This window comes from Bradyrhizobium sp. RP6, from assembly GCF_003837805.1.
Taxonomy (GTDB): Bacteria; Pseudomonadota; Alphaproteobacteria; order Rhizobiales; family Xanthobacteraceae; genus Bradyrhizobium.
This window is the reverse complement of the sequence record NZ_RQIT01000034.1, coordinates 1-20,741: the sequence shown is the minus strand read 5'-3', so window position 1 is coordinate 20,741 and position 20,741 is coordinate 1. Positions and strand designations below refer to the sequence as shown.

At 64.5% G+C, this 20,741-nt stretch carries 18 protein-coding genes; 14 read left to right on the top strand and 4 right to left on the bottom strand.

Annotated features, from left to right (window positions below):
- Nucleotide 1: 1 nt before the first annotated feature.
- Both EHH60_RS38615 and EHH60_RS34625 read left to right on the top strand, forming a co-directional pair.
- Nucleotides 2-130: a hypothetical protein gene (locus EHH60_RS38615; RefSeq protein ID WP_283811879.1), complete on the top strand. Its 129-nt coding sequence runs from the start codon at nucleotides 2-4 to the stop codon at nucleotides 128-130.
- Between the two features lie 234 nt (nucleotides 131-364).
- A complete protein-coding gene (locus tag EHH60_RS34625; protein WP_124163691.1) occupies nucleotides 365-1,093 on the top strand; it encodes a Crp/Fnr family transcriptional regulator in 729 nt (242 codons plus the stop codon).
- 10 nt (nucleotides 1,094-1,103) lie between these two features.
- Here the strand turns inward: EHH60_RS34625 and EHH60_RS34620 are convergent, their stop codons facing one another.
- The gene (locus EHH60_RS34620) at nucleotides 1,104-1,880 is read right to left on the bottom strand and encodes a cyclase family protein (RefSeq protein ID WP_124163690.1); all 777 of its coding nucleotides are present in this window, start codon (nucleotides 1,878-1,880) and stop codon (nucleotides 1,104-1,106) included.
- A 283-nt stretch (nucleotides 1,881-2,163) separates the two neighbouring features.
- Between EHH60_RS34620 and EHH60_RS34615 the strand changes: the two genes are divergently transcribed.
- The 6 genes from EHH60_RS34615 (at nucleotide 2,164) to EHH60_RS34590 (ending at nucleotide 9,069) form a co-directional block, all read left to right on the top strand.
- Entirely contained in the window at nucleotides 2,164-3,135 is a 972-nt protein-coding gene (locus EHH60_RS34615) for a TRAP transporter substrate-binding protein (RefSeq protein WP_124163689.1), read from the top strand.
- A gap of 66 nt (nucleotides 3,136-3,201) precedes the next feature.
- Nucleotides 3,202-3,753, top strand: a complete 552-nt coding sequence (locus EHH60_RS34610; protein ID WP_124163688.1) for a TRAP transporter small permease — start codon at nucleotides 3,202-3,204, stop codon at nucleotides 3,751-3,753.
- Nucleotides 3,744-5,036 carry a TRAP transporter large permease gene (locus tag EHH60_RS34605; protein ID WP_100232777.1) on the top strand — a complete coding sequence of 431 codons (1,293 nt, stop codon included), beginning with the start codon at nucleotides 3,744-3,746 and terminating at the stop codon, nucleotides 5,034-5,036. The genes EHH60_RS34610 and EHH60_RS34605 overlap by 10 nt, the downstream gene beginning before the upstream one ends.
- Nucleotides 5,037-5,058: 22 nt before the next feature.
- Nucleotides 5,059-5,865 carry an SDR family NAD(P)-dependent oxidoreductase gene (locus tag EHH60_RS34600; protein ID WP_124163687.1) on the top strand — a complete coding sequence of 269 codons (807 nt, stop codon included), beginning with the start codon at nucleotides 5,059-5,061 and terminating at the stop codon, nucleotides 5,863-5,865.
- 203 nt (nucleotides 5,866-6,068) lie between these two features.
- Nucleotides 6,069-8,156 carry a molybdopterin-dependent oxidoreductase gene (locus EHH60_RS34595; protein ID WP_124163686.1) on the top strand — a complete coding sequence of 696 codons (2,088 nt, stop codon included), beginning with the start codon at nucleotides 6,069-6,071 and terminating at the stop codon, nucleotides 8,154-8,156.
- A gap of 130 nt (nucleotides 8,157-8,286) precedes the next feature.
- Nucleotides 8,287-9,069 carry an enoyl-CoA hydratase/isomerase family protein gene (locus tag EHH60_RS34590; protein WP_124163685.1) on the top strand — a complete coding sequence of 261 codons (783 nt, stop codon included), beginning with the start codon at nucleotides 8,287-8,289 and terminating at the stop codon, nucleotides 9,067-9,069.
- 315 nt (nucleotides 9,070-9,384) lie between these two features.
- Here EHH60_RS34590 and EHH60_RS34585 read toward each other — a convergent pair whose 3' ends face one another.
- The 3 genes from EHH60_RS34585 to EHH60_RS34575 all read right to left on the bottom strand — a co-directional run bounded on the left by EHH60_RS34585 (nucleotide 9,385) and on the right by EHH60_RS34575 (nucleotide 13,634).
- Nucleotides 9,385-9,813 carry a GlcG/HbpS family heme-binding protein gene (locus EHH60_RS34585; protein WP_036007469.1) on the bottom strand — a complete coding sequence of 143 codons (429 nt, stop codon included), beginning with the start codon at nucleotides 9,811-9,813 and terminating at the stop codon, nucleotides 9,385-9,387.
- A complete protein-coding gene (locus EHH60_RS34580; protein WP_124163684.1) occupies nucleotides 9,806-12,781 on the bottom strand; it encodes an FAD-binding and (Fe-S)-binding domain-containing protein in 2,976 nt (991 codons plus the stop codon). The genes EHH60_RS34585 and EHH60_RS34580 overlap by 8 nt, the downstream gene beginning before the upstream one ends.
- Before the next feature lie 103 nt (nucleotides 12,782-12,884).
- Nucleotides 12,885-13,634 (bottom strand): GntR family transcriptional regulator, encoded by a 750-nt coding sequence (locus tag EHH60_RS34575; RefSeq protein ID WP_124163683.1) that lies wholly within the window; start codon nucleotides 13,632-13,634, stop codon nucleotides 12,885-12,887.
- A gap of 133 nt (nucleotides 13,635-13,767) precedes the next feature.
- Between EHH60_RS34575 and EHH60_RS34570 the strand changes: the two genes are divergently transcribed.
- The 6 genes from EHH60_RS34570 (at nucleotide 13,768) to EHH60_RS34545 (ending at nucleotide 20,531) form a co-directional block, all read left to right on the top strand.
- A complete protein-coding gene (locus EHH60_RS34570; protein WP_124163682.1) occupies nucleotides 13,768-14,970 on the top strand; it encodes a pyridoxal-phosphate-dependent aminotransferase family protein in 1,203 nt (400 codons plus the stop codon).
- 138 nt (nucleotides 14,971-15,108) lie between these two features.
- Nucleotides 15,109-16,308, top strand: coding sequence for a pyridoxal-phosphate-dependent aminotransferase family protein (locus EHH60_RS34565; RefSeq protein WP_199752399.1), 1,200 nt, complete (start codon nucleotides 15,109-15,111; stop codon nucleotides 16,306-16,308).
- 30 nt (nucleotides 16,309-16,338) lie between these two features.
- On the top strand, nucleotides 16,339-17,136 hold the full coding sequence (locus EHH60_RS34560) for an enoyl-CoA hydratase/isomerase family protein (RefSeq protein ID WP_124163680.1): 798 nt from the start codon (nucleotides 16,339-16,341) through the stop codon (nucleotides 17,134-17,136).
- A gap of 146 nt (nucleotides 17,137-17,282) precedes the next feature.
- Nucleotides 17,283-18,269, top strand: coding sequence for a Bug family tripartite tricarboxylate transporter substrate binding protein (locus EHH60_RS34555; RefSeq protein ID WP_124163679.1), 987 nt, complete (start codon nucleotides 17,283-17,285; stop codon nucleotides 18,267-18,269).
- A 188-nt stretch (nucleotides 18,270-18,457) separates the two neighbouring features.
- Nucleotides 18,458-19,000 carry a tripartite tricarboxylate transporter TctB family protein gene (locus EHH60_RS34550; RefSeq protein ID WP_124163678.1) on the top strand — a complete coding sequence of 181 codons (543 nt, stop codon included), beginning with the start codon at nucleotides 18,458-18,460 and terminating at the stop codon, nucleotides 18,998-19,000.
- Nucleotides 19,001-19,013: 13 nt separating this feature from the next.
- Nucleotides 19,014-20,531: a tripartite tricarboxylate transporter permease gene (locus tag EHH60_RS34545; protein WP_124163677.1), complete on the top strand. Its 1,518-nt coding sequence runs from the start codon at nucleotides 19,014-19,016 to the stop codon at nucleotides 20,529-20,531.
- Nucleotides 20,532-20,741: the final 210 nt, after the last annotated feature.

Sequence of the window (20,741 nt, the reverse complement as noted above, 5' to 3'; positions counted from 1 at the left end):
CATGATGCCCGCTGACGCGTTGCTGGTGACCGTTGTCGTCGTCGTGATCTTCGTCGCATTCGCCGTCGTTCTGGCTTGGGCAGACCGGCAAACCAGCGCGGGTCGGCTCGATCCCGATTCCAAGCGCTGACACGCCTCAGGTCCGCTGGCCCTCGGCGGCAGCTCAACGCAATCACAGCTTGCGCTGCCTGCAACTCTGCATGGATCGATACACATCCGCGCATCCTTTGGATGTGAATTTTCGGCTGTACCCGGCCTTAACGTGGCATTTGCCTCAAATCGCGCGCGTGCTTTCCGGTTGAAAAGCCTGATAACGTTGACTACGCAGGAACCCAGTGCCTCGTAGTCTTAGGAGCCCCGCGGCGTGCCTCAGGACAAGACCGGCGATCCCCGACAGTCGGCGGGCAGCAAATTATCGGTTCTGCGCAAGCACCCGATCTTCGCGGATCTGGAGCCGGAGGCGCTCGATCAGCTCTGCCGCTACGCCAAGCACACCACCGTCAAGCGCGGCGCAACGATCGCCGCCAAGGGCGATCCCGGCAACAACCTGTTCGCGGTGGTCGCGGGGACAGTGAAGATCTCGTCCTCGTCGCCCGACGGACGGAACGCCATCCTCAATCTGATCGGTCCGGGCGAAATCTTCGGCGAGATCGCGGTGCTCGACGGGGCTCCCAGGTCGGCGGACGCGACCGCCAACACCAATTGCGAGCTCTACGTCATCGACCGCCGGGACTTCCTGCCCTTCGTCAGGAGCCAGCCGGCGCTGGCGATGAAATTCATCGAGCTGCTATGCGCGCGTCTGCGATGGACCAGTCAGCAGGTCGAGCAGGTGATCCTCCAGAATCTGCCGGGCCGGCTCGCGAGTGCGCTGCTCGGTCTCACCGAAGAGCGCAAGCTCGATTCCGGAAGCGGCACGCTCGCCATCACGCAGCAGGAAATCAGCGAGATGGTGGGGATGACGCGCGAGAGCATCAACAAGCAATTGCGCGCCTGGGCCGGACGTCACTGGGTTCGCCTCGAGCACGGCGCCATCGTGGTGCTGGATACGGACGCACTGCGCGAACTCGCCGAGAGCGGCCTTCACGGCGAGTGACGCCCCTGACCTAATTGTCGATGATGGCGACCGCGCGGGTCCAGCCCGCGGACGCGCGCTCGATCTTCACTGGAAAGCACGAGATCGTGAATCCGGTCGACGGCAGCTGGTCGAGATTGTGCAGCTTCTCGAGATGGCAATAGCCGATGTGCCGTCCCGCCTTGTGGCCCTCCCATATCAGGCCGGCATCTTTTGTCTCGGCGTATTTTTTCGCGGTGTAGACGAACGGCGCGTCCCAGCTCCAGCCGTCGGTGCCGGTCAGCCGCACGCCGCGTTCGAGCAGGTACATGGTGGCTTCATAGCCCATGCCGCAGCCGGAATTGACGTACTCGGTCTTGCCGAATTTTGCGCCGGCGCTGGTGTTGACGACGACGATCTCCAGCGGCGACAGCGTGTGCCCGATGCGCTTGAGCTCCTTCTCGACGTCATCCGCACTTGCCACGTAGCCGTCGGGCAGATGCCGGAAGTCGAGTTTCACGCCGGGCTGGAAGCACCAGTCGAGCGGTACCTCGTCGATGGTCCATGATGGCTCGCCACGGTTCATGGTGGGATGGAAGTGCCAGGGCGCATCGAGATGCGTCCCGTTGTGTGTCGAGAGCGAGACCTGCTCGACGGCCCAGCCCTGGCCGTCCGGCAGATCCTGCGCCTTGAGGCCCTCGAAGAACTGCAGCATGCGCGGCAGCCCCTGCTGGTGATCGATATACTGGATCGTCGGGTGATTGCCCGGCGGATCGGCGGTCACGTCGTTTGAGAGCGGCACCGAGATATCGATCAGCTTCCGCGGCATGGGCATTCCTCGAGATGGTCCGGAATCTCCGGTATCTTGAGGGGCCTCCATTGGTTGGGTCAAGTCACGTGCCGGCGACGTCAACCCGGTCCGTCGCCTCCAAGAACTGCGCCAGATCGATGCAACTCCTGCATTGATCGATGCCGGATTTGGCTTGGACAGAGAATGCCGCCCGCCCTAGGGACGACATTGGCGCTTGACTTCACACCAGAAGGGGAGCGACCCAAGGCGGCCTGAGCATCTGCCCCGATAACGACATAATCAATCAAGGAGGAAAGCCCAGATGAGGACACTCACCGGCATCATCACAGCCATTGCACTGGCGGTTTCAGCGCCCCTGGCGGCCGCGCGCGACTTCCGTTCCGCCGACATTCATCCCGCCGACTATCCGACCGTCGAGGCCGTCAAGTTCATGGGCAAGCAGCTCGCGACGGCGAGCGGCGGCAAGCTCGGCGTGAAGGTGTTTCCGAATGGCGCCCTGGGCTCCGAGAAGGACACGATCGAGCAGCTCAAGATCGGCGCGCTCGACATGATGCGGATCAACGCATCGCCGCTCAACAACTTCGTGCCTGAGACCATCGCGTTGTGCCTGCCCTTCGTCTTCAGGGATACGCAGCACATGCGCACCGTCCTCGACGGGCCGATCGGCGACGAGATCCTGGCGGCGATGGAGCCCGCTGGCCTGGTGGGTCTTGCCTATTACGACAGCGGCGCCCGGTCCATTTACACCGTGAAGGCGCCGGTCAAATCGCTCGCGGATCTGAAGGGTTTGAAGATTCGCGTCCAGCAGTCCGACCTGTGGGTCGGCATGATCCAGAGCCTCGGTGCCAACCCGACGCCGATGCCGTATGGCGAGGTCTATACCGCGCTCAAGACCGGTCTTGTCGACGCCGCCGAGAACAACTGGCCGTCCTACGAATCCTCGCGGCACTTCGAGGCCGCCAAGTTCTACAACATTACCGAGCACTCCCTCGCTCCGGAAGTTCTCGTGATCTCGAAGAAGGTCTGGGACACGCTGAGCAAGGACGATCAGGCCATGATCCGCAAGGCGGCCAGGGAATCGGTGCCCGTCATGCGCAAGCTCTGGGACGAGCGTGAGCAGGCATCCCGCAAGACCGTCGAGGCCGCCGGCGTTCAGGTCGTCACGATCGCGAACAAGGCGGAATTCGTCGATGCGATGAAGCCGGTGTACCAGAAGTTCGCCGGCGACGAGAAGCTCCAGAGCCTCGTCAAGCGTATCCAGGACACGAAGTAAACCACGACGGGGAACTCGTCCGGCGTCGCTGCGAGGTGACACCGGACCCTCGCGAGGAGGCGCGGCATGACAGACCCACACGTCGCAAGCCACGAACTGGGGGCCGTGGCGGCACGCCCTTCCACCGGCCTGCTGTCGCGGATCAATGCTCCTGTCGCGCGCACGGGGATGTATCTGTCGGTGACCGGCCTGCTCGTGATCGTCACGATCGTCTTCTACCAGGTGTTCGGACGTTACGTGCTCAACTCCAGTCCGACCTGGACGGAGAACCTGGCGCTGGTCCTGATCCTCTATGTCACGCTGATCGGCGCCGCGGTTGGCGTACGCGATGCCGGCCACATCGGCATGGACAGCCTGCTGGTCATGGTTCCCGATCACATGCGGGAGAAGATCGAGATCGTGATCCACGTGCTGGTGGCCGTGTTCGGCCTGGCGATGGCCTATAACGGCTGGATCTTGGGCGCGTCGGTCGGCACCGTGAAGATCCCCAATCTCGGTCTGCCTGAAGTCATCCGCTACGTGCCGCTGATCGCTTCCGGCGTCCTGATCATCTGCTTCTCGATCGAGCACATTATCGCTCTCCTGCGCGGCGAAGAGGTCGTCCCCTCATGGAACTGATCATCCTCGGCGCCACCTTCTTCGGCTTTCTGATCCTCGGCGTACCGGTCGCCTTCGCGATCGGTCTGTCGGCGATCTGCACCATCCTCTACGAAGGCCTGCCGGTCGCCGTCATCTTCCAGCAGATGATGTCGGGGATGAACATCTTCTCCTTCCTCGCCATTCCGTTCTTCGTCTTCAGCGGTGAGCTGATGCTGCACGGCGGCGTCGCCGACAAGATCGTGCAGCTCGCCAAGAACCTCGTCGGGCACATCCGCGGCGGGCTCGGCATGTCGAACGTGGTCGCCTGCACGCTGTTCGGCGGCGTCTCGGGCTCGCCCGTGGCCGACGTGTCGGCGATGGGCGCGGTGATGATCCCGATGATGAAGAAGGAAGGGTTCGACACCGACTACGCCGTCAACGTCACCACCCATGCTTCGCTGGTCGGAGCCTTGATGCCGACCAGCCATAACATGATCATCTATGCGCTGGCTGCCGGCGGCAAGGTCTCGATCGGCGCGCTGATCGCCGCCGGCCTCCTGCCGGCGCTGGTGTTGATGGTGTGCATGCTGGTCGCCGCCTACGCGGTCGCGGTGAAGCGCGGCTATCCGGCCGGCAAGTTCCCGGGCTGGGCCGAGGTGTTCCGCTCGCTCGCGGCTGCGCTGCCGGGTCTTCTGATCGTCGGCATCATCCTGGCGGGTATCCTCTCCGGCGTCTTCACGGCAACTGAATCGGCGGCCGTCGCAGTCACCTACACGATCCTGCTGACCTTCTTCATCTACCGCACCATGACCTGGGGCAACTTCCTGCGGGCGGCTGCCAAGGCGGTGAAGACGACGGGCGTGGTGCTGCTGCTGATCGGCGTCTCCACCATGTTCCAGTACCTGATGGGGCTTTACGAGGTGGCGGATCTCGCCGGCGCGATGATGAGCAAGGTGTCGACGCAGCCCTGGATGATCTTCCTGCTCATCAACATCATTCTGTTCGTGCTCGGCACGTTCATGGACATGGCGGCGACCATCCTGATCTGCACCCCGATCTTCCTGCCGATCGCGATGAAGGCGGGCATGGATCCGGTGCAGTTCGGCATGCTGATGCTGATCAACTGCGCCCTCGGGCTCAACACGCCGCCGGTCGGAACCACGCAGTTCGTGGGGTGCGCCATCGGCGGCATCTCGGTCGGTGCCGTGATGCGCACCATCCTGCCGTTCTATGCTGCGCTCATCGCAGCACTGATGTTCGTGACCTACGTCCCTGCATTCTCGCTGTGGCTGCCGCGCCTCTTGATGGGCTACAAGGGATAGCAGTACCTGGGAGACACTATCAGTGACGGACTATCGCAAGCTCTTCGATCTCACCGGCAAGACCGCAGTCGTTCTCGGCGCCGCATCCGGCATCGGCAAGTCGTCGGCCGAGGCGCTTGCGGATCTCGGCGCCCGCGTCGTCTGCGCCGATCGCGCGTTAGATGCGGCGGAGGCGACCGCCGCCGGCATTCGTGACAAGGGCGGCTGGGCGGAAGCAGCGAGCTGCGACGCCGCGAGCGCTGCGGACGTCAACGCGCTGGCGAAGACCGTGATGCAGAAGTTTCCGCGGCTTGACATCGCGGTGACGACACCCGGGCTCAACATCCGCAAGACCATCCTCGACTACACCGAGGAGGATCTCGACCGCGTCCTCAACCTCAACGTCAAGGGCACGGTCTTCTTCTTCCAGGCCTTCGGCCGCATCATGGTCGCGCAGAAGGGCGGCAGCATCATCGCCTGTTCCTCGGTGCGCGCGGTCACCATCGAGCCGGGCCTCGGCGTCTACGGCTCGACCAAGGCGGCGATCGGCCTGCTCGTGAAGGGCTTTGCCTCCGAAGTCGGCCACGCAGGCGTGCGCGTCAACGCGATCGCGCCGAGCATCGCCGAGACGGCGCTGACCGGCCCGTTCAAGCAGCGCCCCGACATCTACAATCTCTACGCCGGCCACACCGTATTCAACCGCTGGAGCAGCGCCGACGAGGTCGCCACCGCCGTGGCCTATCTCGCCTCGGATGCCGCAAGCTATGTCAGCGGCAGCACGCTGTTCGTCGATGGCGGCTGGACCGCGGTCGACGGGCCGCCGACCGGGCTTACCCAGCTGCACAGATAGGGAAGACATTCGCATCTGGCCTATAGCTGGCGGTGCGCGTCTGTCGGAAATCGGCCGGCGCTCAACCGCCGCTTCTTTCCCTGACCGAGCCGTCTTCGCGGTTGCAGCAGGAACCCGCGGCGCGTGCGCTTTGAGCAAATCGCATGGCCCTTGCCGGATAAATGCCCTCGGCTGGCAGGTATTTTGGTGTTACGAACGAGGACATGAACCAGCACGCCAAGATCGAAATCCGCCATTCGACCTGTCCGCATGATTGCCCCTCGGCCTGCGCCCTCGACGTCGAGGTCGTCGAGGGCCGCAGCATCGGCCGCGTCCGCGGTTCGAAAAAGCAGACCTACACGGCCGGCGTCGTCTGCGCCAAGGTTGCCCGCTACGCCGAGCGCATCCATCACCCCGAACGGCTGACGTATCCGCTGCGCCGAACGGGGGCGAAGGGCTCCGGGCAATTCGCGCGGATCTCGTGGGACGAGGCGCTGGACGAGATCGCGGTGCGCTTCAACCAGGCCGAGCGCGCGTTTGGCGCGGAATCGATCTGGCCCTATTACTACGCCGGCACCATGGGGCTGGTGATGCGCGACGGCCTCAACCGTCTCACCCATGTGAAGAAATATTCTCGCTTCTATCAGACCATCTGCGCCAACGTCGCGCGCATCGGTTTCGCGATCGGCACAGGCAAGATCGCCGGCGTCGATCCGCGCGAGATGGCGCTGTCCGATCTCGTCGTGATCTGGGGCACCAACCCCGTCAACACCCAGGTCAACGTGATGACGCACGCCTCCCGTGCCCGCAAGGAGCGCGGCGCGAAGATCGCCGCGGTCGACATCTACGACAACGAGACGATGAAGCAGGCTGACATCAAGATCATCCTGCGCCCCGGCACCGACGGCGCCTTCGCCTGCGGCGTCATGCATGTCCTGTTCCGCGACGGCTATTCCGACCGCGCCTATATGGACAAGTATACCGATTGCCCGGCCGAGCTCGAGGCGCATCTGAAGACGCGCACGCCGGAATGGGCTTCCGCGATCTGCGGTGTGCCGGTGGCGGAGATCGAGGCGTTCGCCAAGGCCGTCGGCGAAACCAAGCGGACCTTCCTGCGTCTCGGTTACGGCTTCACACGCTCCCGCAATGGCGCGACGCAGATGCATGCGGCGCTCTGCATTCCCGCGGTGACGGGCGCCTGGCAGTATGAAGGCGGCGGCGCCTTCTTCAACAATTACGCGCTGTGGCATTTCAACGAATCCATCATCGAAGCCCACGAGGCCATCGACAAGTCGACGCGCGCGCTCGACCAGTCGCAGATCGGCCGCATCCTCAGCGGCGATGCCGAAGCCCTGCAGGGCAAGGGCCCGGTCAAGGCGATGCTGATCCAGAACACCAACCCGATGACGGTGGCGCCGGAGCAGGCGCTGGTTCGGCAGGGCTTTGCGCGCGAGGATCTGTTCGTGGCGGTGCACGAGCAGTTCATGACCGAGACGGCGCAAATGGCCGACATCGTGCTGCCGGCGACCATGTTCATGGAGCACGACGATCTCTACTACGGCGGCGGTCACCAGCACATCTCGGTCGGGCCGAAGCTGATCGACCCGCCCGGTGAATGCCGCTCCAACCACGAGGTGTTGCAGGCGCTGGCGCCGCGGCTCGGTGCCAGGCATCCGGGCTTCGAGATGACGCCCCGCGAACTGATCGACGCGACGCTGAAGCTCAGCAACCACGGCGACATTGCCGGCCTCGAAGCCGACATCTGGCGCGACCTGCAACCGGATTTCCGTACCTCGCATTATCTCGACGGCTTCGCCCATGCCGACGGGAAATTCCATTTCAAGGCGGACTGGGCGCATCCGCCGTTCGGCCAGACCATGGGCGATTTCGACAAGATGCCTGATCTGCCGGACCATTGGGCCGTGATCGAGCACACCGACCAGGCCCATCCATTCCGGCTCGCCACCAGTCCCTCGCGCAGCTTCCTCAACACCACCTTCAACGAGACGCCGTCCTCTCAGGCGCGCGAAGGCAAAGCGAGCGTGATGATCCATCCCCTGGATGCGGCCGCGCTCGACATTGCCGACGGCGATGCGGTGACGCTCGGCAACAGCCGCGGCGAGACCACGCTGGCCGCGACGCTGTTCGAGGGCGTGCGGCGCGGTGTGCTGATTGCGGAGTCCGTTCACCCGAACAAGAACCATGTCGGCGGCCGCGGCATCAACATGCTGACGGGTGCGGACACCATCGCCCCGATCGGCGGCGCTGCATTCCACGACAACAAGGTCTGGATCAGGAAAGCGGACGCCTGAGCGCGCCCGGCGATCGCCGCGCAATTTGCGTCGAGGCGCTAAAGCGGCGCCGCGTGACAGTTTGCGCTTGCACCTCTCGCCCGAGCTGCCGCAAATGGCGGCAAACGGAAGCTAAGGAAGCGAGCGTGCCATGACCGACACCACAGCTGTCATCACCGAAAAGCGCGGGCAGGCGTTCTGGATCACCATCAACCGGCCGGAGAAGCGCAACGCGCTGAACGGCGACGTCATCGCCGGCATCAGCAAAGGCTATCGCGATGCGCATGACGACAAGGACGTCCGCGTCATCGTGCTGACGGGCGCGGGCGACAAGGCGTTCTGCGCGGGCGCGGACCTGCAGAACTCCGGCGCGGCGTTCGCGATGGATCATTCCAAGCCGAACGTCGACTATGCCGACCTGCTGCGCCTGTCACAGAACGCGACCAAGCCGGCGATTGCGCGGGTCGGTGGCGTCTGCATGGCCGGCGGCATGGGGCTTTTGTGCATGACCGACATGGCGGTTGCCGCCGACCACGTCGTCTTCGGCCTGCCGGAGGTGAAGGTCGGCGTATTCCCGATGCAGGTGCTGAGTCTGCTCCAGCGCATCGCGCCGCCTCGTCTCGTCAATGAATGGGCGCTGACGGGCGAGCCGTTCGACGCCAAGGCCGCGCAGGCCGCGGGCCTCCTCAACTACGTCGTGCCCACCGCCGAGTTAGATGCCAAGGTCGACTGGCTGATCGGGCGCATCGTGGACAAATCCCCGACCGCGATCCGTCGCGGCAAGTACGCCATGCGCGCGATCGCCTCGATGTCGTTCGACGAGAGCATCGCCTATACCGAAAGCCAGATCGCGCTGCTGGCGATGACCGAAGACGCCAAGGAGGGGTTGAAGGCGTTCAGCGAGAAGCGCAAGCCGGTTTGGACCGGGAGGTAGGGGAGGGCACCGCTCTCGTGTCTCGGACGCGCCGCAACGCGTCAGCGTTGCTGCGCAGAGCCGGGACCCAGGGCGGCACGGGGACATGTAGCGACATGGGCCCCGGCTCTGCAGCCCACCGCTAAGGCGCTGCGCTGCGTCCGGGACACGAGAGCAGGGTTTACCAGCTCAGTCCGATTTCAACGAGAATGTAGCCGCATCCCCCGCCGTCATTCCGGGGCGCGTAGCGCGAACCCGGAATCCATCGTGCAGCACGCGAAATGGAGAAATGGATTCCGGGCTCGCGCCAAGTGGGCGCGCCCCGGAATGACGATCTCAGCCCGCGTTCGCCTTTAGCCCCGCGGCCTGAATACCCGCGACCGCACAGGCCTCGTCATTGTCCGACGTATCGCCCGACACGCCCACCGCGCCGAGCAGCGTCGTGCCGTCCATGATCAGCACGCCGCCGGGGACCGGTACCAGCGCGCCTTTTGCAATCGTGTTCACGGCGTCGATGAAATACGCCTGCTCCTGCGCACGCTGGAACAGGGCCCGCGAACCCATGCCCATGGCGAGCGCGCCATAGGCCTTGCCGTGCGCGATCTCGGCGCGCATCAGGCTGGTGCCGTCCTGCGCGGCTGCGAGCTTGAGCACGCCGCGCGCGTCCAGGATGGTGACGACCAGCGGCTTCAGCTTGAGCTCGCCGGCTTTCGCGAAGGCGGCGTCGAGGATCTTGCGGGCGGTATCGAGCGTGAGGTCAGCCATGGCTGGGTTCCTTTGCAGCTTGAGAGGAGGAATGGGTTTCGGCGCGATCGAGGCTCATCGCCAGCACGCGCGCGACGTGAAGAGCTTCGCGTTGCGCACCATCGTGGATCTGGTGCCGGCACGAGGTGCCGTCGGCGACGACAAGCGTATCCTGGTCCGCGCGCCGCACGGCGGGCAGCAGCGACAGCTCGGCCATCTCGATCGAGGCGTCATAGGTGTCCGCGCCGTAGCCGAAGGCGCCGGCCATGCCGCAGCAACTGGACTCGATGGTCTCGACCTTCAGGCCTGGGACGAGGCGCAGCACCTGCTCGACCGGCTTGAAGGCGCCGAAGGACTTTTGATGGCAATGGCCATGCACAATGGCCTTGTCGGCGACGGTGCCGAGCGGCAGTTGCAGCCGGCCGGCCTCGGCCTCGCGCACCAGAAATTCCTCAAAGGTGAGGGCGTGGGCGCCGACGGCCTTTGCGTCGTTGTCCTTGCGCAACGAAGCGAGCTCGTCGCGCAGCGTCAAGAGGCAGCTCGGCTCGAGGCCGACGATCGGCACGCCGCGCGCCGCGAAAGGAGCGAAGGCGGCCACCAGCCGGTCGAGCTCGGCTTTGGCTTCGTCAACGAGACCGGCTGACAGGAAGGTGCGGCCGCAGCACAGCGGGCGGCTCCCGCTCACCGGCTTCGGCATGTGCACGCGATAGCCGCCGGCCGCGAGCACGCGCAGCGCAGCGTCGAGGTTCTCGCGCTCATAGATGCGGTTGAAAGTATCAGTGAACAGCACGACCTCGCGGCCCCCCTCAGGCCCGACGCTGTCGGCGGGCGGCACGAACACATCGCTGCGGAAGGCGGGCAGGGCGCGGCGCGCGCTGATGCCGGCAAAGTGCTCGAACAGCTTTCGCAAGAGCGGGCTGCGATTGCGCAAATTGGCCAGCGGCGCGAAACGCGAGGCGAGTCCGGCATAGCGCGGGAGGTAGCCCACAAGCCGATCCCGCAACGTCAGGCCGTGCGTGGCAGCGCGCGCGGCCAGCACCTCGATCTTCATCTTGGCCATATCGACGCCCGTCGGGCACTCGTGGCGGCAGGCCTTGCAGGAGACGCAGAGTTTCAGCGTTTCGATCATCTCGTCGGAGGCGAGCGCATTGGCGCCGAGCTGGCCGGAGATCGCGAGGCGCAAAGTGTTCGCACGCCCTCGCGTGACGTCCTTCTCGTTGCGCGTGGCGCGGTAGGACGGACACATCACGCCGCCCTCGAGCTTCCGGCAGGCGCCGTTGTTGTTGCACATCTCGACCGCGCCCTGGAAACCGCCGCCCGCGCCGGGATAGGCCGACCAGTCGAGTTTTGTTTTCAGCTCGGCGACGCGATAGTCGGGCTTGAAGCGGAATAGCGAGCGGTCGTCCATCCTGGGCGCATCGACGATCTTGCCGGGATTGAGCACGCCGCCGGGATCGAAGCGCTGCTTCACTTGCCTGAAATCGGAGACGAGACGCTCGCCGAACATGGTCTCGTGAAATTCCGAGCGCACCAGGCCGTCGCCGTGCTCGCCGGAATGCGAGCCCTTGTATTCGCGCACCAGCGCGAAAGCCTCTTCGGCGATGGCACGCATCGCCTTGACGTCCTTCTCCAGCTTCAGGTTCAGCACGGGGCGCACGTGCAGGCAGCCCTCGGAGGCGTGCGCATACATCGTGCCGCTGGTGCCGTGCTTCGCAAACACCTCATTGAGCCGCGCGGTGTAGTCGGCCAGATGCGGCAGCGGCACGGCGCAGTCTTCGACGAAGGAGACCGGCTTGCCCTCCTGCTTCATCGACATCATGACGTTGAGACCGGCGGCGCGGAAATCGGCGATGCCGCTCTGCAGCGCAGGCTCGGTGATCTCCACCACGCCGCCCCATTTGCGTTTGTCGTTGTTCCAGCCGAAGCCGAGGTCCCCCATCAGTTCGGCGAGCTGCTTGAGCCGCGCCAGATTGTCCGACTGGTCCTCCTCCGCGAATTCGACCACCAGCACGGCATCCGGATCGCCCTTGATGGCGGCCGAGATAATGGGCCGGAACATCGCGATGTCGCGGCCGAGCGCGATCATGGTGCGGTCGACCAGTTCGACCGCGATCGGCTTGAGTTTCACCAAATGCTGGGCCGCATCCATCGCCTCGTAGAAGCTGCCGAAATGACAGACGCCGAGCGCCTTGTTGCGGATCACGGGCCAGAGCTTCAGCTCGACCTTGGTGGTGAAGGCGAGGGTCCCTTCCGAGCCGACCAAGAGATGCGCCATGTTGTTCGGTGCGTTGCGCGGCACCAAGGCGTCGAGATTGTAGCCGCCGACGCGGCGTTGCACCTTGGGAAAACGTGCGGCGATCTCCTCGGCCTCGCGAGTGCCAAGGTCGAGCATGTCGCGGAACAGGGCGCGGGTGCTGTCGCCGGCCTCGAGGTCGGAGAGATCGCGCGCGACCTCGCCAAAACGGCTCAGCGTGCCATCGGCGAGGGCGGCCTCCATCGACAGCGTGTTGTCGCGCATCGTGCCGTAGCGAAGCGAGCGGCCGCCGCAGGAATTGTTGCCGGCCATGCCGCCGATGGTGGCGCGGGAGGCCGTGGAGACGTCGACCGGAAACCACAGGCCGTGCTTTTTGAGCTGGCGGTTGAGGTCGTCGAGCACGATGCCGGGCTCGACCACGCAGGTGCGGGCTTCGATGTCGAGCGACAGGATCCGGTTCAGATGCTTGGAGAGATCGACCACCAGCCCGTCGTTGACGGTCTGGCCGCATTGCGAGGTGCCGCCGCCGCGGGGGGTGACCTTCAGCCCCTCGTCACGGGCGATCGCCAGTGCCCGCAAGGCCTCGTCCATGGTCTTGGGGACGACCACGCCTGTCGGCATGATCTGATAGAACGAGGCGTCGGTGGCGTAGCGGCCGCGGCTGAAGGGGTCGAACAGGACGTCACCGGTCAATTCCGACCGCAGGCGCCGTTCGAGCGAGGAGGCGTTCGTCATCCCTGATCCCGGACTGACCCAGTAAGGCTCAGCCTTGCTGAGTTATTCATTATGGTTCCTGACCGATTATATTGTGAATGCAAAATGAGCAAGCCGGACGCCCTCAGGGCGAGGCCGGCGCGTCCTCTCGGGGCTCGGTCAGGTGCTCGATCGCCGCCGTCCGCTTGTTGCGCAGGTGCTGGAATAGGATGTCGCTGAGCTCGCTTGCGGCGCGGCGGCGCAGCGCATCGAGGATGGCCTCATGCTCGCGCATCGCTTCCGCCCAGCGCTGCCGTTTGCGGGCGAAATTGGCGGAGTAGCGGACGCGGCGAATGCGGCCGGCAAAGTTGGCGTAGGCGGTCTTCAGCGTCTCGTTGCGCGCGGCCGCGACGATGCTCTCATGGATGCGCTGGTTGGTCTGGAAATAGCAGTGCATGTCGCGATGCAGATAATGGCCGTACATCTCGTAATGCAGCTGCTCGATCGCGGTGATTTCCGCATCCGTAATGGCCTCGCAGGCGAGGCGTCCGGCGAGACTCTCCAGCCCTGCCATCATGTCGAACAGCTCTTCGAGGTCGCGCTGGCTGAGCTGGCGCACCCGCGCGCCGCGGTTGGGCAACAGCTCGATCAGCCCCTCGGCGGCGAGCACCTTCAACGCCTCACGTAGGGGCGTGCGGGAGATGCCGAGCATCTCGCAGAGCTGCCGCTCGGGAACGCGCCCGCCCTCGGGAATGTTGCCTTCAACCACGTAGTCGCGCAGCCGCAGCAGGGTCTCGCCATGGAGCGAGGCCTCGTGACGGTTCTCCTGGCGGACGCCGCCGTTGCCGGTTGGCGGGGTGATCGGGACCCCGGTGTCGGGAATCGTGGATTTCATTTGGAGTACAGTAGTTTGCCCGTTTGGTTGCGTCGACGTTCACAATCGAATACCAGATTTCGATTGAATGGACAAAAAATGAATGCAAAATGGCCGGCGGAGCCGGCCATAACCCGCCGACAGGGAGGTTTTCATGCATCAGGGGCGCCATTTCCTTCAGATTCCGGGCCCGAGCCCGGTCCCCGAGCGCGTCCTGCGCGCGATGGATATGCCTGTCATTGATCACCGCAGCGCCGAATTCGGCGAACTCGGTCGGACCGTCCTCGAAGGCAGCCAGAAGATCTTTCAGACCACGGGGCCGGTGGTGATCTTCCCTTCGTCGGGAACCGGCGCCTGGGAAGCTGCGATCGTCAATACGCTGTCGCCAGGCGACAAGGTGCTGATGGTCGAGACTGGCCATTTCGCCACCATGTGGCGCCAGATGGCGGGGCGCTTCGGCGTCGAGGTCGATTTCGTCCCAGGCGACTGGCGCCGCGGCGCCGATCCCGCGGTGATCGAGGCCAAGCTAGCTGAGGATACCGCGTCGGCGATCAAGGCCGTGATGGTCGTGCACAACGAGACCTCGACCGGCGCGACCAGCCGCATCTCCGAGATCCGCGCTGCGATCGACCGCACAGGCCACCCCGCGCTGCTGATGGTCGACACCATCTCCTCGCTCGGCTCGGTCGACTATCGTCACGACGAGTGGAAGGTCGATGTCAGCGTCAGCTGCTCGCAGAAGGGTTTCATGCTGCCGCCCGGCCTCGGCTTCAATGCGATCTCGCGGAAGGCGCTCACCGCGTCCAGGACCAACAAGATGCCGCGCTCCTATTTCGATTGGGAGGAGATGCTCAAGCCCAATGACAAGGGCTTCTTCCCCTATACGCCCGCGACCAACCTCCTCTACGGCCTGCGCGAGGCGATCACGATGCTGCTCGAGGAGGGACTCGACAATGTTTTTGCGCGGCATCAGCGCTTGGCAGCCGCGACGCGGGCCGCCGTCAACCATTGGGGTCTCGAAGTGCTCTGCCAGGAGCCCTCAGAGTTCTCGCCGGTGCTCACCGCGGTGCTAATGCCGCCGGGGCATGACGCCGATCAGTTCCGGAAAGTGGTGCTCGACAATTACAACATGTCGCTCGGCTCGGGCCTGTCGAAGGTCGCCGGCAAGGTCTTTCGCATCGGTCACCTCGGCGAATGCAACGCGCTGACGCTGCTCGGCGCGCTCACCGGCGTCGAGATGGGCCTGTCGGTCGCTGGCGTGCCGCATCGCTCCGGCGGTGTCGACGTCGCGATGAAGCTCCTGGAGCAGCGCCCGCAGGGCAATGCCTCGCCGCATCTGAAAATCGTCGGCACGTAAGGTGGTCGCGACGCGCGGCGGTGGAGGGGGCGGGCCGGCCGTTTTGTGCGGACGGCCCGTTTTGGAGGAGAGGACAAGCCGGTCAAATGGTGCTATTCGGCGCCCACCAAAACCAAGGCTAGACCGGGAAGGACGCCGATGACCGTGCATACTGGAAGGCATTTCCTACAGATTCCAGGACCGACCAACGTGCCCGACCGGGTGCTGCGGGCGATGGACATGCCGACGCTGGACCATCGCGGTCCGGAGTTCGCCGAGCTCGGTTTCGCCGTTCTCGCTGCGATGCAGCGCGTGTTCCGCACCAAGCAGCCCGTGATCATCTTCCCCTCGTCCGGCACCGGCGCCTGGGAAGCGGCGATGGTCAATGTGTTCGCGCCAGGCGACAAGGTCCTGATGTGCGAGACCGGCCAGTTCGCCGTGCTGTGGCGCGGCATCGCCGACAAGTTCAAGCTCGACGTCGACTTCATTCCGAGCGACTGGCGCCATGGCGCCGATCTCGCCGAGATCGAGAAGCGCCTTGCCGCCGACAAGCAGCACACGATCAAGGCGGTCTGCGTCGTCCACAACGAGACCTCGACCGGCTGCGTGACGCCACCGCTGGACGTGCGCAAGCTGCTCGACCGCACGAACCATCCGGCGCTGCTGATGGTCGACACCATCTCCGGCCTCGGCTCGATGGAATATGAGCACGATGCCTGGGGCATCGACGTCTCGGTCGCGGGCTCGCAGAAGGGGCTGATGCTGCCGCCCGGCCTCGGCTTCAACGCCGTCTCCGAGAAGGCGCTTGCCGCGGCCAAGGCCAATCCCGGCATGCGCTCCTATTGGGACTGGCAGGAGGTCATCAACTTCAACAAGCTCGGAACCTTCCCCTACACGCCCGCGACCAACCTGCTCTATGGCCTGCGCGAAGCGGTCAGGATGCTGGAAGAGGAGGGGCTGGAGAACGTCTGGTCCCGCCACAAGCGCCACAGCGCGGCGACGCGCACTGCGGTCAAGGTCTGGGGCCTGGAAACACAGTGCGCCGATCCCGCCGCGCATTCGCCGGCGCTGACCGGTGTGCGCGTGCCGGAAGGTCACGACGCCGACGCCTTCCGCAAGGTCGTGCTGGAGAACTTCGACATGTCGCTCGGCACCGGCCTGAACAAGGTCAAGGGCAAGGTCTTCCGCATCGGTCATATCGGCCATTTCAACGATCTGATGCTGATGGGCACGCTTGCCGGCGTCGAGATGGGCCTGGATCTTGCAAAGATCCCGCACCGGAGCGGCGGCGTGTTGGCGGCTATGGACGTCCTGAAGGGACGCGACGCGGTGCCGATGGCCAAGGCCCAGGTGGCTTGATCCATCTAACTTGAAGAAAGAGATTGCGCGATGAACGCACCGACGACCGCCAATGAAGACCTGCTCTACTCCGTCACGGACGGCATCGCGCGGATCACCTTCAACCGCCCGCAGGCGCGCAACGCGATGACCTTCGCCATGTATGACCGCATGGCGGAGATCTGCCAGGAGATCAACGCCGATCGTTCGATCAAGGCGCTGATCCTGACCGGCTCCGGCGACAAGGCGTTCGCCTCCGGCACCGACATTTCGCAATTTCGCGCCTTCAAGACCGCGCAGGATGCGCTCGACTACGAAGCGCGGATCGACCGCGTGCTCGGCACGCTCGAGCAGTGCCGCGTTCCGGTGATTGCGGCCATTGCCGGAGCCTGCACCGGAGGCGGCGCCGGCATCGCGGCCTGCTGCGACCTGCGCATCGGCACCGAGACGACGCGGATGGGTTTTCCAATCGCGCGCACGCTCGGCAACTGCCTGTCGATGTCCAACATCAGCCGCGTCGTCGCGCTGGTCGGCCCCGCTCGCACCAAGGACATGATCTTCAAGGCGCGCCTCGTCGAGGCGCAGGAAGCGCTGGCGCTCGGCCTGCTCAACGAGGTCGTGCCCGACGTGGAGACGCTGCAACGTCGCGCCGACGAGACCGCAAAGCTCGTTGCCAGCCACGCGCCGCTCACACTGGAAGCGACCAAGGAAGCGGTGCGCCGCATCCGTCGCACGCTATCGCGCGAGGAGGGCGAGGACCTGATCCTGAAGGCCTATATGAGCGAAGATTTCCGCGAAGGCATGGACGCCTTCCTCAACAAGCGGACGCCCATCTGGAAGGGCAGGTAGAAGCGTCATGAGCTTTCGGCTTCGTCAGTCGAAAGTCATATGCGTTGAATTGCCAGTCTGCTTGAACTCGTCAATATTAGTCCGCACAATGCAGGGATAGAATTCTCCGCACTATAAAGCCAAAAAAACATCAGGGGGCGAAACTCGTGCGAATTCCAGTGAAAACCGTCGGCGCCGCGGTGGCGCTGTTGTTGAGCACGCCGGCCGTCGCCGGCTGGGAACCGACGAAGCCCGTCGAGATTGTGGTTGCGGCGGGCGCGGGCGGCGCCTCCGACCAGATGGCGCGGATGATGCAGGCCGCGATCCAGAAGAACAATCTGATGAAGCAGCCGATGGTCGTCTCGCTCAAGGGCGGTGCTTCGGGCGCGGAAGCGCTGATGTACATGAAATCCAGCGAGGGCGACCCGAACAAGGTGCTGATCGCCTATTCGCTCATCTACATGCTGCCGCTATCGGCCAAGATCCCCTTCAACTGGCGTGAGCTGACCCCGGTTTCCGTGGTTGCGCTCGATCAGTTCGTTCTCTGGGACAACAGTGCGGGTCCCAAGACGGTGAAGGAGTTCGTTGCAGCCGCGAAGGCCGCGAGCGCGCCGTTCAAGATGGGCGGCACCGGCTCCAAGCGCGAGGATCACGTGCTGACCGTGTTCCTGGAGCAGAAGACCGGCGCGAAATTCTCCTATCTGCCCTACAAGTCCGGCGGCGAGGCCGCGACCCAGCTGGTCGGCAACCACACCGAAGCAAACGTCAACAATCCATCTGAAAATCTCGAAGTCTGGCGCGCTGGCCAGGTACGCCCGCTCTGCGTGTTCGACAAGGAGCGCATCTCCTACACCAGCAAGGTGACGGACACCCAGTCCTGGGCCGACATTCCGACCTGCAAGGAGGAGGGCGTCGACGTTCAGTATCTGATGCTGCGCGCGATGTTCCTGCCCGGCAAGGTCACGCCGGAGCAGCAGGCGTTCTATGTCGATCTGTTCCATAAGGTGACACAGACCGCGGAATACAGGGAATACATGGAGAAGCAGGCGCTGAAGCCGATCTTCCTCACCGGCAAGGACATGCTGCAGTTCCTCGAGGAGGACGATGCGCTGAACAAGTCGCTGATGACGGAAGCCGGTTTCGTCGCGAAGTAGCGCTCTTTTCTCCCTCTTCGCGTTCTTACGGGGAGAGGGTTGGGGTGAGGGGCTCTCTCCGCGAGTCTGACTTTCACCTCCCTGCGGAGACTTCGACTCACCCCAGCCCTCCCAGCGCGAGTGTCGCTCGTCGCGGCCCCGCAAGCGGCAAGAGGGAGAATTGACGCACTGCGTCCCTTACAGAGCCCATGTCCCAAACCGATATTGAAATCATCGTCGAGGATCCGACCGCTCCCGAGGACGACTCCCCCTCCGTCGTCTCCTCCAGCACGATCGAGATCGTGGTCTGCCTCCTCCTGCTCGCGCTCGCCGTCACGCTCGGCTACGACAATTGGCGCACCGGCGCGTCCTGGGATGCGACCGGGCCAGAGCCCGGTTACTTCCCGTTCTATCTCTCCATCATCCTCGGCGGCGGCAGCCTCTACGGCCTGGTCGCGGCGCTGGTCTCGCACCGCGCCGCGCGCGAGTCCTTCGTCACGCGTGCGCAGGGCCGGCGCGTGCTGGCGGTGTTCGTGCCGACCTTGCTATTCTGCCTGGCGACGCAGTTCCTCGGCCTCTATGTCGCGAGCTTCCTCCTGATCGCGGGCTTCATGCGGCTCGTCGGCAAGATCGCGCTGTGGAAGTCGCTGCTCACCGCTCTTGTGTTCACGGCGATCATGTTCGTCACCTTCGATATCGCCTTCGACGTCATCATGCCGAAAGGGCCGCTCGAAGCGGCCCTCGGCCGCTAGGCGGGCGCGCGCGATGGAAGCTCTCGGGCTCCTGCTCCACGGCTTTGCCGTCCTGCTGACATGGAAGACGCTCGTGTTGATGATGGTCGGGCTGGTGCTCGGCATCTTCGTCGGCGTGCTGCCTGGGCTCGGCGGCCCCAATGGCGTCGCGATCCTGTTGCCGCTCACCTTCACGATGGACCCGACCTCGGCGATCGTGATGCTGTCCTGCATCTATTGGGGCGCGCTGTTCGGCGGCGCGATCACCTCGATCCTGTTCAACATCCCGGGCGAAGCCTGGTCGGTCGCGACCACATTCGACGGCTATCCGATGGCGCAGCAGGGCAGGGCGGCGGAGGCGCTGACTGCGGCGTTCACCTCCTCCTTCATCGGCTCGCTGGTCGCGGTGCTGCTGATCACGTTCCTTGCGCCGATGATCTCGTCCTTTGCGCTGAAGTTCGGCCCGCCGGAGTTTTTCGCAGTCTATCTGTTGACCTTTTGCTCTTTCGTCGGCCTCGGGCGCGAGGCCAAGCACAAGACCGTCATCTCGATGTCGCTGGGGCTGCTGCTCGCCGGCATCGGCATGGATACCGTGTCCGGCAATCTCCGCATGACCTTCGGCTCGCCCGAGTTGCTTCGCGGCATCAACTTCCTGGTCGCCGTCATCGGCCTGTTCGGCATCAGCGAGATCCTGCTGACGATGGAGGAGCGGCTGGCGCTGCGGGGGCATGCGGCGGGCATTTCGCTGCGCGTCGTGCTCGGCGTCTGGAAGGACCTGCCGAAATACTGGGTGACGCTGCTGCGCTCCTCCTTCATCGGCTGCTGGCTCGGCATCACCCCCGGAGGCGCGATCGCGGCCTCGTTCATGGGCTACAACCTCGCCAAGCGCTTCGCCAAGGAGCCCGAAAGCTTCGGCAAGGGCCGCATCGAGGGCGTGTTCGCGCCGGAGACGGCAGCGCACGCCTCCGGCACCTCGGCCCTGCTGCCGATGCTTGCGCTCGGCATCCCCGGCTCGGGCACTGCTGCGATCCTGCTCGGCGGCCTGATGGTGTGGGGGCTCAATCCGGGACCGCTGCTGTTCGTCGAACACAAGGACTTCGTCTGGGGCCTGATCGCTTCGATGTATCTCGGCAACGTCGTCGGTCTCGTCCTTGTGCTGACGACAGTGCCGATCTTCGCCTCGATCCTGCGCGTGCCCTTTGCCGCGGTGGCGCCGATGATCGTGGTGTCCTGCGCGATCGGCGCCTATGCGATCCAGAACGCGATGTTCGACATCTGGCTGATGCTCGGCTTCGGCGTAGTCGGCTACGTCTTCAAGAAGATCGGCATTCCCTTGGCGCCGTTCACCCTCGCGCTCGTGCTGGGCAACCGCGCCGAGGATGCCTTTCGCCTGTCGATGATCGGCTCCGGCGGGACCTTGAAGGTGTTCTGGTCGAACGGTCTGGTCGGTTCGATCACGACGCTGGCGATCGTGCTGCTGTTCTGGCCGGTCATCGACGGTGTGCTTGCTCGTGTCGGACTGACACAGGGGGCGAGAGCGACATCGCAATAAGCCGGACTGCCCTAGGTTGAATTGATTGCGGCGGGTCGTTCACCTCTCTCGCTTGCGAGGGCTTTGCACAAAGGGGAATTTTGCGATTCTCTAGGATCTGTCGTTGGAGGCGGATTGGGATGGCATATCGACAGGTGGGACAACCGAGCTTCGCAGATGCGCTGGTGTCGCGGCGAGGCAAAGGTAGCGCTGTGCTGAGGCGGATTGGCG